At 73.6% G+C, this 13,037-nt stretch carries 10 protein-coding genes; 7 read left to right on the plus strand and 3 right to left on the minus strand.

Annotated features, from left to right (window positions below; genetic code table 11):
- Positions 1-2 precede the first annotated feature (2 nt).
- The 6 genes from ACLJTM_RS18435 (at position 3) to ACLJTM_RS18460 (ending at position 7,015) form a co-directional block, all read left to right on the plus strand.
- Positions 3-1,064 carry a glycosyltransferase gene (locus ACLJTM_RS18435; RefSeq protein WP_411104700.1) on the plus strand — a complete coding sequence of 354 codons (1,062 nt, stop codon included), beginning with the start codon at positions 3-5 and terminating at the stop codon, positions 1,062-1,064.
- Positions 1,061-2,080 carry a glycosyltransferase gene (locus tag ACLJTM_RS18440; RefSeq protein ID WP_411104701.1) on the plus strand — a complete coding sequence of 340 codons (1,020 nt, stop codon included), beginning with the start codon at positions 1,061-1,063 and terminating at the stop codon, positions 2,078-2,080. Before ACLJTM_RS18435 ends, ACLJTM_RS18440 begins: the two co-directional genes overlap by 4 nt.
- Positions 2,065-2,880 carry a glycosyltransferase family 2 protein gene (locus tag ACLJTM_RS18445; protein WP_411104702.1) on the plus strand — a complete coding sequence of 272 codons (816 nt, stop codon included), beginning with the start codon at positions 2,065-2,067 and terminating at the stop codon, positions 2,878-2,880. The genes ACLJTM_RS18440 and ACLJTM_RS18445 overlap by 16 nt, the downstream gene beginning before the upstream one ends.
- A gap of 7 nt (positions 2,881-2,887) precedes the next feature.
- Positions 2,888-3,370 carry an MSMEG_6728 family protein gene (locus ACLJTM_RS18450; RefSeq protein ID WP_411104703.1) on the plus strand — a complete coding sequence of 161 codons (483 nt, stop codon included), beginning with the start codon at positions 2,888-2,890 and terminating at the stop codon, positions 3,368-3,370.
- A gap of 171 nt (positions 3,371-3,541) precedes the next feature.
- Positions 3,542-4,726: a zinc-dependent alcohol dehydrogenase gene (locus ACLJTM_RS18455; RefSeq protein ID WP_411104704.1), complete on the plus strand. Its 1,185-nt coding sequence runs from the start codon at positions 3,542-3,544 to the stop codon at positions 4,724-4,726.
- A gap of 36 nt (positions 4,727-4,762) precedes the next feature.
- Entirely contained in the window at positions 4,763-7,015 is a 2,253-nt protein-coding gene (locus ACLJTM_RS18460) for a catalase (RefSeq protein ID WP_411104705.1), read from the plus strand.
- Between the two features lie 78 nt (positions 7,016-7,093).
- On the opposite strand, the gene ACLJTM_RS18465 is transcribed toward ACLJTM_RS18460, so the two are convergent.
- Together ACLJTM_RS18465 and ACLJTM_RS18470 are read right to left on the minus strand one after the other, a co-directional pair.
- Entirely contained in the window at positions 7,094-7,552 is a 459-nt protein-coding gene (locus ACLJTM_RS18465; RefSeq protein WP_411104706.1) for an RrF2 family transcriptional regulator, read from the minus strand.
- 35 nt (positions 7,553-7,587) lie between these two features.
- Positions 7,588-8,775 carry an acyl-CoA dehydrogenase gene (locus ACLJTM_RS18470; protein ID WP_411104707.1) on the minus strand — a complete coding sequence of 396 codons (1,188 nt, stop codon included), beginning with the start codon at positions 8,773-8,775 and terminating at the stop codon, positions 7,588-7,590.
- 572 nt (positions 8,776-9,347) lie between these two features.
- On the opposite strand from ACLJTM_RS18470, the gene ACLJTM_RS18475 reads away from it, so the two are divergent.
- Complete coding sequence (locus tag ACLJTM_RS18475) at positions 9,348-10,658, plus strand: hypothetical protein (RefSeq protein ID WP_411104708.1); 1,311 nt, start codon at positions 9,348-9,350, stop codon at positions 10,656-10,658.
- 55 nt (positions 10,659-10,713) lie between these two features.
- Here ACLJTM_RS18475 and ACLJTM_RS18480 read toward each other — a convergent pair whose 3' ends face one another.
- Entirely contained in the window at positions 10,714-12,681 is a 1,968-nt protein-coding gene (locus ACLJTM_RS18480) for a transglycosylase domain-containing protein (protein ID WP_411104709.1), read from the minus strand.
- Between the last annotated feature and the right edge of the window lie 356 nt (positions 12,682-13,037).

The following is a 13,037-nucleotide window of genomic DNA, read 5'->3' on the forward strand; positions in this document are numbered from 1 at the left end:
GCATGCGCGTCGCCCTCATCGCCTCCGCGCGCTTCCCGATCGCGGAACCGTTCGCCGGCGGCCTCGAAGCCCACACCTGGGCGCTGGCGCACGCCCTGACCCGGCGCGGCCACCATGTGGAGCTCTTCGCCGCGCCCGGCTCCGACCCGGAGCTGGCCGCGCGCGAACTGCCCGTCCACCGGGTGGAGCTGAGCGCCGCGGCCCGCTCCGACGCCAGCATGCCCAGCGCCGCCTGGATGGCGGAGCACCACGCCTACCTCGGCCTGATGCTGGACCTCGCACGCGACGGCGAGCAGCGCTTCGACGTCGTGCACAACAACAGCCTGCACCACCTCCCCGTCGCCATGGCCCCGGCGCTGCGGGTGCCGGTGGTGACCACCCTGCACACGCCTCCGACGCCGTGGCTGGAGTCCGCCATCCTCACCGGCCCCGGCAGTCCGGTGACCTTCACCGCGGTCAGCCGGTTCACCGCCGCCGCCTGGCGGCCGACGGTGCCCGCCGCACGCGTCGTGCGCAACGGCATCGACACCGGCGTCTGGAAGCCGGGGGAGGGCGGCGGCGACCTCGTATGGTCCGGCCGGCTCGTCCCCGAGAAGGCACCCCACCTGGCGATCCTGGCCGCGCGCGAGGCCGGGGTGCCGCTGCGCCTGGCGGGGCCGGTCCCGGACGGTCGGTACTTCCGGGAACAGGTGGAGCCGCTGCTCGGCGAGGGCGCGCGGTACGTCGGCCACCTGGACCGGCGCGGCCTCGCGGAACTCCTGGGGACGGCCGCCGCCGCCCTGGTCACACCCGGCTGGGACGAACCGTACGGCCTGGTGGTCGCCGAGGCACTCGCCTGCGGCACACCGGTCTGCGGCTTCGACCGCGGCGCCCTGTCCGAGATCCTCACCCCGGACTGCGGCCTGCTGGCACCCCCGGGGGACGTGAAGGCCCTGGCCGCGCTCATCCCGCAGGCCATGGGACTCGACCGCCGCGCGGCCCGCCGGCGCGCCGAGCAGTTCTGCTGCCTCGACCGCATGGCCGACGCCTACACGGCCCTGTACGAGGAGGTGATGCTGCGGTGATCGGCTACTACGTCCACCACCAGGGCCTCGGCCACCTGCACCGCGCCCTGTGCATCGCCGCCGAGGCGCAGGAGGAGGTCACCGTCCTGTCCTCGCTGCCCCGGCCCCGGACCTGGCCGGGCCCCTGGGTGGCGCTGCCGCCCGACACGGCCGGCAGCCCCGTCGACCCGACGGCCCGCGGACGCCTGCACTGGGTGCCCGTACACCACCCCGGCCACCGCGAGCGGATGGCGGTGATCGCCGACTGGATCCGGCGGGCCCGCCCCGCCCTCTTCGTCAGCGACGTGTCCGTCGAAGCCGCCGCCCTGGCGCGCCTCATGGGCGTCCCGGTCGTCGTCGCCGCCATGCGGGGCGACCGCCGGGACGAGGCCCACCGGCTGGCCTACGACCTTGCGGACGCCCTCCTCGCCCCCTGGCCGGCCCGCCTCCCGGAGCCGGGCTGGCCCGCGCACTGGTACGCCAAGACCCTCTGCACCGGGAGCATCTCCCGCTACGACGGCCGGCCCCGCCCGGCGTCCGCCCCGCGCGGTCCCGGCACCCGCAGGAACGTGGTCGTGATGCTGGGCGCCGGCGGAGCCGAGCTCACGGCACGCCAGATGCGGGAAGCCGCGGAGGCGGCCCCCGACTGGTCCTGGACCGTCCTCGGCGGCCCCGGGGCAGCCTGGGTCGAGGACCCCTGGCCGGTGCTGTGCGGGGCGGACCTGGTGGTCACCCACGCCGGGCAGAACGCCGTGGCGGAGTGCGCCGCCGCGCGGGTTCCGACCCTCGTCATCCCGCAGGACCGCCCCCACGGGGAGCAGCAGGCCACGGCCCGCGCCCTGGAAGCGGCCGGGCTGGCCACCGTACGGACCGCCTGGCCCGCACCGCAGGCCTGGCCCGCGCTGCTGGCGGAGGCGGCCGCACGACCCGACCGCTGGGCCCTGTGGTCGCCGGGCGACGGCGCCCGGACCGCCGGCCGGCTCCTGACCGGGCTGGCCCGGCGCACCCGGCAGGAGGTCGCGTGCGCACCGCGGTGATCACCCTCGCGGCAGGCCGGCACGCCCACCTGCTCCTCCAGCAGGACGGCCTCGCCGCCGGCACGCGCGCCCCCGACTCCTACGTCGTCGTGTCCATGGCGGACGACCGGATCGGCGCGCTGACCGCCGGCAGGAAGCCCGCCGCGGAGGTCGTCACCGTGCCCCTGGACGACGGCCGCCTCCCGCTGGCCGCCGCCCGCAATGCCGGCGCCGCACGGGCCCTGGCGTCCGGCGCCGACCTGCTGGTCTTCCTCGATGTGGACTGCGTCCCGGGACCGGGCCTGCTCGCGGCGTACGCGGGCGCCGCGCGGGACGGCGCCCTGCTGTGCGGCACCGTCGCCTACCTGCCGCCCGCACCCGCGGGGGGCTACCGGCTCGACGCCCTGCCCGGCCTGGCCCCACCGCACCCCGCCCGTCCGGCGCCCCGGGACGGCCAGGTGCTGCGCGGGGGAGACCCGGCGCTGTTCTGGTCCCTGTCGTTCGCCCTGACCTCCGCGACCTGGCACCGCACCGGCGGCTTCTGCGAGGCCTACTCCGGCTACGGGGCCGAGGACACCGACTTCGCCGCCACCGCCGCCGAGCGGGGCGTGGACCTGTGGTGGGTGGGCGGCGCCCCCGCCTACCACCAGCACCATCCGACCCGGCACCCTCCCGTGCAGCACCTCGACGACATCCTGCGCAACGGAGCCCTCTACCGGGAGCGGTGGGGGACCTGGCCGATGGAGGGATGGCTCCGGGAGTTCGCCGGCCTCGGCCTGGCCGCGTACGAACCGGCCACCGGCACCTGGCACAGGAGGTGAGTGATCCGTGCAGACCTTCCTGCCCTTCCCCTCCTTCGACGAGTCGGCCGGGGCACTGGACCCCCGGCGGCTCGGCAAGCAGCGGGTCGAGGCCCTGCAGGTGCTGCGGGGGCTGACCGTGCCGGACTACGGCTGGCGCAGGCACCCCGCGGTGCGGATGTGGGCCGGGTACGAGGAGGCCCTCGTCCGGTACGGCCTGGACGTGTGCAGCACCTGGACCGCCGAGGGCCGCTCCGACACCTGCGCCACCACCCTGCTGCGGGACTTTCGGGCCTGGCTGCCGGGCGCCGGAATCCGTACGCAGACGCAGCTGGCCGCCGACGGGGACCTGCCGCCGTGGCTGGGCGCCCCGGACTTCCACCGCAGCCACCAGTCCGCGCTGGTCCGCAAGGACCACGACTTCTACCGCGACCGCTTCCCCGGCGTCCCGGACGACCTGCCGTACGTATGGCCCGTCTCCGACCGCGACCCGCAGCGGCCGTCACCCTGATCCCCCCGTGTCCTGACTCCGGTGTCCCGACTCCCGTGTCCTGACGCGCCGGGGTCCTGACGCGCCGCCGTCCTGCGCTGCCTCCCGGTCGCCGGGGTTGGGCGCCACCTTCGGGGGCAGGCGCCGGAGGCAAAGGCACGCCCGACACGGAACGGCTGACAGGGAGGCGTCATGAGGGCACTCACATGGCACGGCAAGCGGGACGTACGCGTCGACACCGCGCCGGACCCCGTCATCCGCGACGACGACGACATCGTCGTCCGAGTGACGACCACCGGCCTGTGCGGTTCCGACCTGCACCTCTACGAGGTGCTCGGCGCCTTCCTCGACCCCGGCGACATCCTGGGCCACGAGCCCATGGGCATCGTGGAGGAGGTGGGCCCGGCCGTCACGGCCGTGAAGCCGGGCGACCGGGTCGTGATCCCCTTCAACGTCTCGTGCGGAACGTGCTTCATGTGCACCCGCGGGCTGCACTCGCAGTGCGAGACCACCCAGGTGCACGAACACGGAACCGGAGCCTCGCTGTTCGGGTACACCAAGCTCTACGGCCAGGTCCCCGGCGGCCAGGCGCAGTTCCTGCGCGTGCCCTTCGGCAACGCGCTGCCGATCCCGGTCCCGGAAGGGCCGTCCGACGACCGCTTCGTCTACCTGAGCGACGTCCTCCCCACGGCCTGGCAGGCCGTCGCGTACGCGGACGTCCCCCCGGGCGGCAGCGTCGCCGTCCTCGGGCTCGGCCCCATCGGGGACATGAGCTGCCGCATCGCGGCCCACCAGGGCGCCGGGACGGTCATCGGCATCGACCTGGTGCCCGAACGCCTGGCACGGGTCCGCCGGCGCGGCATCCACACCCTGGACCTCACGGAGTGCGGCGACGACCTGACCGACGCCGTACGGGCACTGACCGGCGGGCGGGGTCCGGACGCCGTCATCGACGCCGTGGGGATGGAGGCGCACGGCAACCGGGTGGCCGGCGCCGCCCAGCAGGCGACCACCTTCCTCCCGGACGCCCTCGCCGCGGCCATGATGAAGCGCGCCGGAGTCGACCGGCTCGCCGCGCTCCACACGGCCATCAGCCTGGTGCGCCGCGGCGGCACCGTCTCCGTCTCCGGGGTGTACGGAGGCGCGGTCGACCCGCTGCCCCTGCTGACCATGTTCGACAAGCAGCTCCAACTCCGCATGGGGCAGGCCAACGTCCACCGCTGGGTCGACGACATCCTGCCCCTGCTCACCGACGGCGACCCCCTCGGGGTGGACGACTTCGCCACCCACCGGCTGTCGCTGGAAGAGGCCCCGGACGCCTACGAAATGTTCCAGAAGAAGCGGGACGGCGCGGTCAAGGTGCTCTTCACACCCTGACGGCGCGGTCCGGCACATCGTTTTTCGGGAGAACAGATGACCACTGAGAACAACGCTGCACCCACGGCCGCCGACGCACAACTGCCGGGAAAGCCGGGGCCGGTCTCCCCGGCCGTGGCCGAGCCCGTCCAGCCGGCCGAGCCGCTCCCGCCGAAGGCGGACCAGCGCGGCCCGGAGACGGTCAGCCCGACCGGGCAGCCCACCGGCGCGGACCAGGCACGCAGGGCGCAGAGCGGGGCGTACCTGACGACCGCGCAGGGGGCCCGGCTGCCCGATACCGACCACTCGCTGAAGGCCGGTGCGCGCGGCCCGGTCCTGCTCCAGGACCACCATCTGCGGGAGAAGATCACCCACTTCGACCACGAGCGGATCCCGGAGCGCGTCGTGCACGCCCGGGGCGCCGCCGCCCACGGCGTCTTCCAGGGGTACGGCACCGCCGCCGAGGTCAGCAAGGCCGCCTTCTTGGGGAAGGACGTGGAGACGCCGGTGTTCGTCCGCTTCTCCACCGTCCTCGGTTCGCGCGGCTCGGCCGACACGGTGCGCGACACCCGCGGGTTCGCGACGAAGTTCTACACCGAGGAGGGCACCTTCGACCTGGTCGGGAACAACATCCCGGTGTTCTTCATCCAGGACGCGATCAAGTTCCCCGACGTCATCCACGCCGGCAAGCCCCATCCGGACCGGGAGATCCCGCAGGCGCAGAGCGCCCACGACACCTTCTGGGACTTCGTCTCCCTGCACACCGAGGCCACGCACCACACCCTGTGGAACATGTCCGACCGGGGCATCCCCCGCTCCTACCGGATGATGGAGGGCTTCGGCGTCCACACCTTCCGCCTCGTGAACGCCGCCGGGGACACGGTCCTGGTCAAGTTCCACTGGAAGCCGAAGCTGGGCGTGCACTCCCTGGTCTGGGAGGAAGCGCAGATCATCAACGGGATGGACCCGGACTTCCACCGCCGGGACCTCGCCGACGCCATCGAGTCCGGCGCGTACCCGCAGTGGGAGCTGGGCATCCAGGTCTTCCCCGACACGGACGACCAGATGTTCGAGGGGATCGACCTGCTCGACCCGACCAAGATCGTGCCGGAGGAGCTCGCGCCGGTCCAGCCCATCGGCCTGATGACGCTCAACGCCAACCCGAAGAACTACTTCGCCGAGACCGAGCAGGTCGCCTTCCACCCCGGCCACCTGGTCCCCGGCATCGACGTCACCGACGACCCGCTGCTCGCCGGACGGCTCTTCTCCTACCTCGACACGCAGATCAGCCGGCTCGGCGGACCGAACTTCGGCCAGATCCCGATCAACCGGCCGCACGCCCCCGTCAACGACATGCTCCGCGACGGCATGCACCAGAGCGCCGACCACACCGGCGTGGCCCCCTACCGGCCGAACAGCCTCGACGGAGGCTGCCCCTTCCTCGCAGGAGCCGACACCGCCGCCTTCATCGAGACGCCCGTCACGATCCCCGCGGCGAGCAAGGTGCGCGAGGCGCCCGCCTCGTTCTCGGACCACTTCAGCCAGCCGCGCCTGTTCTGGCTGAGCATGACCCCGACCGAGCGCGAGCACATCATCGCCGCCTACACCTTCGAGCTGAACAAGTGCCACGAACAGGCCGTCAAGGAACGGACTCTGCAGGTACTGGCGAACATCGACCCGGAGCTGTGCGGTCAGGTCGCCGCGGGCCTGGGCCTCCCCGCCCCGCAGGCCACGGTCGAACTCGCCGAGGCCGAGGCCAGCCCGGCCCTCTCCCAGCTCGGCGGGACCTGGCCGGCGGACGGCCGCGTGATCGGCATCGTCGCCGACGGATCGGCCGATCTGGCCGGCGTCCGCGCCGCCCGGCAGGCCGTCCTCGACGGGGGCATGGTGCCGCTCGTGATCGCGCCCGCCGGCGGCACGCTCGACGCGGACGGCGACCCCGTCACCGTCCAGCGGACCTTCGCCACCGCCCGCTCGGTCGAATTCGACGCCCTGCTCTTCGCCGGCGCCCCCGCACCGGGCGCCGACGCCTACGGGGCCCGCGACGCCAAGGCCGGGGCTTCCGGGGCACAGGCCAAGGCCGGCGCGCAGCGGACCGACCCGCGGGTGGTGCTGCTGCTGACCGAGGCCTTCCGCCACGGCAAGGCGGTCGGCGGATGGAACGACGCCGCGGAACTCCTGGCAGCCGCCGGCATCGACGCGGACGGGCCGGGAGTCGTCCTCGGCGCCGACGGCGCGGCCGCCGCGGAGGCGGCGGCCACCGCACTCGCCGGGCACCGCGCCTGGGACAGGTTCCCGCCTGCCCTGTGACCGCTGCCGCGCCGGGCCCGCACCACCGTGCGGGCCCGGCGCCGTGCCCGGCGGCCCGGCCGCCGGCGGGTTGTGGGATCAGGGATTGGTCCAGGCGCCCGGGGTGCGGGTCAGCGCGGACACCTCGGCGGGCAGGTCCGACGCCGCGACCTCGGCCAGCGACACCCCGTCGAGGATTTCGCGGACATTGGCCCGCAGGGCGATCCACAGCGGCAGCAGCGCCTGCGCGGGACCGGTGTAGGAGAGGTCCGGGGGGCGGACCCCGCGTACCGAGACCAGCGGCCCGTCCACGACGCGGATGACGTCCGCGATGCTGATGGCCCCGGCGGGCCTGGCCAGCCGGTAGCCGCCGTTGAGGCCGCGCCGGCTGAGTACGAGACCGCCCCGGCGCATGTCGTTCAGGATGCCTTCGAGGAACTTGTGCGGGATGTCCTGGGCCTCGGCGATCGCCTCGGCCTTCAGTGGCCCGTCCTCCTGTGACGCGGCGAGCTGCAGCGCGGCACGTACCGCATAGTCCGCCCTGGCTGAGATCCGCATGCGGACAGTATCCCGTACGGCTTCCGGGCGGGCGTTCAGTGGAAGGCCGCCGCCACGGCGCGGTGGGACCCGTTGAGGTAGTGCTCGCCGATGGAGCGCAGCCGGTGCGCGGCCGGATGCTGGGCCGTCAGGACGCGGGCATTGCGCCAGAAGCGGTCCAGGCCGGGGGCGTCGGCCAGTTCCAGCACCCGCGCGGTCACGTGCAGGGCGGCCTTCGAGGCCACCGTCTCGGCCGTGGCGACCAGGGCGGCGACCCCCGCGGGCTCCTCGGCGTCGAGCCGCGTACCCGTGTCGAGGGCCTGCGCCATCACCTCGGTCGCCCGGTCGACCACGGCGGTGGCCGTCTGGGCGGCCGAGGCGAGCTCCCCGTAGGTCAGGAAGAGGTCCGGGTCCGCACCCGGCAGCCGGTAGGCGCGCCCGCCCCTGCTGAGGTCGCGCGCCTCCGAGAGGGCGCCTTCGACGATGCCGAGGGCGACGTGGCACAGGGCGAGGCGCAGCGCCGGCTCGGCGAGCGCGGTGAACGGGGCGGTCGACTCCTCGTCCTGGGGCCGCCGGCCCAGCACCTGCGCGGGCGTGACGGCGACCCGGTCGAAGACCACCCGGCCCGCGCCGACCACGCGCTGCCCGAGGCGGTCCCGGGCCGGTTCGGTGGTCATGCCGCGCACGCCGCGGGGGACCCGTACGACGAGGACGTCACCGGTCGCGCCGCAGACGGCGTCGACCACGAACTGGTCGGCCACGGCCACCGAGGCCTCCACGAACCGGATCCCGTTCAGGACGTGGCCCGCGTCGCGCGGCCGGAGCGTGAGGTCCGGTCCCTCGGTGTCCTCGTCGGGTACGGGCACGCGGACGGCGCCGGTCCACAGCCACTGCTCGCGCACCGACTGCTCTTCGAGGGCGGCCGCATCGTGTCGGCCCGCGTAGAAGCGCCCGCTCCACGCGTGGACGTAGTGGCGGGCGAGGACGTCGCCGACGGAGCTGTCCGCCGCCGCGATCCGCCGGATGACGGTGCATCCGGTGCGCCAGTCCGTGCCGCGGCCGGGCCCGGGCGGGGTCAGGGCCGCCAGCACCCCGGCCTCGCGCAGCCGCGCCGCCTCGTCGGTGGGGGGCTCGCCCGCCTGGTCGCGGACGATGGCGTCCGCGGCCAGGTCGTCCGCCACGTCACGGGCGGTACGCAGCAGTGCGGGGCGCTGCTCGCCGGCGATCACCGGTGTGCTCGGCACGGCCGTCACCGACGGGCCCGGCTGCCGCTGCCGCTGCCGGGCGCGGGGTCCGGGCGGTGGGCGCCGCCCTGGGGGATGGCAGTGGTCATGTCGGCTACTCCGGAGTGGTCGGGCGGCGTCGGCCGGTGGCGGGGAGCGGGGGAGGGGGGATCCGCGGGGACGGACCGGGGAGCGCAGGGGGGCGGGCCCTCCGGGGGTGAAGCCCGGCAGGCGCACGGCGGTGAACTCCCGTCAGGAGCAGCGCGCCGGAGGTGGTGCGGGCCCGCGGCGCGACCGGTCCGCTTCCGGCCCCATGGATGATCCCCACCTTCCCCATCGGATTGATAGGGATACTTGCCCGAAGTGACCTTGGCGGCAAGGGTGCGACCGGATCGTGGACAGTCCCGTCTTGGCATGCAAGACACTGCCGACCGGCATACGCGCCCGGGCGCGGCAGCGGGCGGGCAGGGTTGGGGGATGGCTGTGAAGTGCCGTCCGGGGGGAGTCGGCGTACGGAGGATGGGCGGACAAGTTCTATATTCGTACGAACCATCCAACGCGGCGGGGCTGCGGTGATCAGGAGGACGACTGCCATGGCCGACACCGACACCGACGCCGCTCCACGCTCGCGGGCGGAGTCCCGCAGTACCCGCAAGGAGCGCAGGAAGGCGCAGAACCGCCGGCGCCTGGGCGTGGCCGTCGCCGTGCTCGCCCTGGGCGGGGTCGGCGCCACCGCGTACGCCTTCACCCTGGGCGGTTCCTCGGGCAGCGGCAAGGGCGACGCGAAGCTCGCCGGGGAAGCCGCCGCCGCGAAGGGTGCGGAGGAGGCCTGGGACGGCAAGGTCAAGGTGCTCGGGGACGGCTCCACCTCCTACACGGGGCCGCAGCCCGGCCAGCTCAAGCCGGAGCGCCTGAAGCCGGGCGAGAAGCCGCCGCAGTTCGTCGTGTTCTCCTGGGACGGCGCACTGGAGGGCGACGACCACCTCTTCTCGCACTTTCGCGAGGTGGCCCGGGAGAACAAGGCCCACATGACCTTCTTCCTCACCGGCATCTACCTGCTGCCGGAGAGCAAGAAGTCGCTCTACGCCCCGCCGCAGCACAGCCAGGGCGCGGCCGCCATCTCCTACCCGACCATGCCGCACGTGAAGTCCACCCTGGGGCAGCTGCGCGGCGCCTGGACCGACGGCAACGAGATCGGCTCCCACTTCAACGGGCACTTCTGCGGGCCCAAGGGCGGCGGGGACTGGAGCCCCGCCGAATGGAAGAGCGAGATCGACCAGACGTACTCCTTCATCAAGAACTGGAAGACGAACACCGGCTTCACCAAGGAGGCGCCCCTGCCCTTCGACCCGGACCGGGAAGTGGTCGGCGGCCGCGCGCCCTGCCTGGAGGGCCAGAAGAACCTCCTGACGGCGATCAAGCCGTACGGCTGGCGCTACGACGCCAGTTCCTCCGGGGACTTCCAGCTGTGGCCGTCCCGGCAGAACGGCATCTGGAACTTCCCGCTCCAGCTCCTGCCCCTGCACGGCAAGGAGGTGCAGGTCCTCTCCATGGACTTCAACTTCCTGTACAACCAGTCCGGCGACAGCACCCAGGGCGACCCGGCGAAGTTCGCCGCCTGGCAGACGCAGACCCGGATGTCGTACATGAACGGCTTCAACCGGGTGTACAACGGCAGCCGGGCGCCCATGTTCATCGGCAACCACTTCGAGGACTGGAACGGCGGCATCTACATGAAGGCCGTCGAGGACGTGATGAAGGACGTCTGCCCCCGCGACGACGTCCGCTGCGTGTCGTTCAAGGAGCTGTCGGACTGGCTCGACGCCCAGGACCCGAAGGTACTGGCCCAACTCCGCCTGCTCGACCCCGCACAGGCGCCGGAGTGGGCCGCGCTGATCAAGTAGCCGGACCGGGCGGTGGCGTGCGGGGAGCCCGCCGCCCCGGCTGCCGCCGCCCCGCCTACTTCACCGACTTGATGTAGTCGGCCCACAGGCGCACCGCCCGCTCACTGCCGGGCGCACCCGCGGGATCGCCCCCCAGCCCGGTCAGCGGCAGCGGCACCAGGTCGGTCAGCGACATCCGGTACACCACCACCGCCGTCGACTCCTGCTCGGTGCTCGCCACGAACCAGCCGGCCGTGTTCGCGGCGGTCGTCCCGGTCTTGCCCGCCGCCCCGGGGTGCGCCTTGCCCGCCGTCTTGGCCGATCCGGCGGTCAGGGTGTCCCGCAGGGCGTCCGTCACCGCCCGGGCGGTCGCCGGAGTCACGGCGCGGACCGGCTTCGGCGCGTCGAACGGCAACGCGGTGCCGTTGCGGGTGACCGAGCGCACCGAGTAGGGGTCGGTGTGCATCCCGTCGGCGGCGAAGGTCCCGTAGGCGCCTGCCATGCGGATCGCACTCGGGGTCGAGTTCTCGCCGAGGGCGAAGGCGGGGATCCGCGGACCGAGGCTGGAGCCGAGCAGCCCCGAGCGCTCGGCGAACGCCTCCACCCGGTCGAGGCCGACATCGAGCCCGAGCTGCAGCAGCGGGGTGTTGACGGAGTTGGCGACGGCCTGGCGCAAGGTCACCTGGCCCCAGCTGCGGCCTCCGTCGTTGCGCCCCTTCAGCACCTTGCCGCTGCGGTCCCAGTACGGGCCCTCGGGCGTCTGCACGGTCACCTGGTCGTTGCCGTCGTACGGGGTGGACGGGGACACGGGCGTGCGGGCCTTGCCCCGGGTGCGCACCACCCCTTCGTCGAGCGCGGCCGCATAGACGAACGGCGTGAACGCGCTGCCCGCCGGGATCGTCGTCGCGTTCGACTCGTTGAAGCCCTGCTTCAGGTAGTCGGGGCCGCCGTACACGGCCAGCATCCGACCGTCGGGAGCCACGCTCGCCGCCCCGATCTTCGCGTGCTTGTCGGTGTCGGGGCGCTTCTCGGCGTCGAAGTCCTTCTGCGCCTGCTGGACCGCGCTGGTCAGGGCCGTCATGCGGGCCTGGTCGAAGGTGGTGTAGATCTGGTAGCCGCCCAGGTCGAAGTCGGAGTCCGAGATGTGGCCGGCCTTGATCGCGTACGCCTTGGCCAGTTCGACCAGGTAGCCGGTCTGCGCGCCAGGGGTGTTGCCGAGGGAGGTGCCCGAGGGCTCGGGGAACTGCGTGTACCCGGCGCGCTCGGCGCGCGTGAGCCGGCCGGTGTCGACCATGCGGTCCAGGATCCAGGCCCAGCGCTCGACGGCCCGCTCGTGGTTCTCCTTGCTCAGCGCCGGGTCGTAGAGGCCGGCGCCCTTGAGGAGGGAGGCCAGGAAGGCGCCCTCGCTCGCGTTGAGCTGCGAGACGTCCTTTCCGTAGTAAGCCTGGGAGGCGCGCTGGATGCCGTAGGTGCCGCGGCCGAACCAGCTGGTGTTCAGGTAGTCCTGGAGGATCTGCTCCTTGCCCTTCTGGTTGTCCAGTTTCAGGGCGAGGAGCAGTTCGGTGAACTTCCGGGAGAGGGTGCGGTCCTGGTTCAGGTAGGCGTTCTTCACGTACTGCTGCGTGATGGTGGACCCGCCCTGGGTCTCTCCCCCCGTCACCGTGGCGCGCACGGCGCGCAGGAAACCGGACGGAGAGACTCCGGGATCGGAGTAGAAGCTGGAGTTCTCGGCCGCGAGCACCGCCCCCTGGACCTGCGGAGGCACCTTCTCCAGCGGCATCTCCTGCCGGCTGACCCAGCCCGTCCGGGCCATCGTGGACCCGTCGGCCCAGTAGTAGACATTGTCCTGCTGTGTGGCGAAAGAATTGAGGTCGTCCGGGATGTCCGTGGTGGCGTACGCGAGCGTGACGAACCCCGTCAGGGCCAGGAGCACGTACAGGCCGGCGCCGAGCCACTGGCGCCAGGAGGGTATCCACCGGCGCCACCCGCTGCGGCCCGGCCGCGGGAAGGCGGGCCGCAGGCGCCGCAGTTGGGTACGCGCCACGGCGGCGGCCGGTGCGAGGGCGGCGAACCGGCTGCTCCCCGCCCAGGGGCGGCGGCGCGCCCCGGACTTCGCGCGGCGGCCCGACCGGGCTCCGCCGCCGGCGGCGGGAGCCGCCCGCCTGCCCCGAGATCGCCCTCTTGCGGCTGTATCCTTCCTGCCCACTCTGAATGCCCCCCCTGTGCTGTGCTTTCCCGCACACCCTAGATGCACCCGCCGTGCGGCCCGCGGGGTGGTGGCCGCATCCCGCCGTGCGGTCCGGGGGCGCGGTGCGGGCGGGGAAGCGGAGGCGGGCCCTTCGGCACACGGAGCGGCCTTGCCGGTCGGCCGCCGGGGAAGCGGAACGGGACGATGGGCTC

This window comes from Streptomyces sp. cmx-4-9 (genome assembly GCF_046548835.1).
GTDB lineage: Bacteria > Actinomycetota > Actinomycetes > Streptomycetales > Streptomycetaceae > Streptomyces.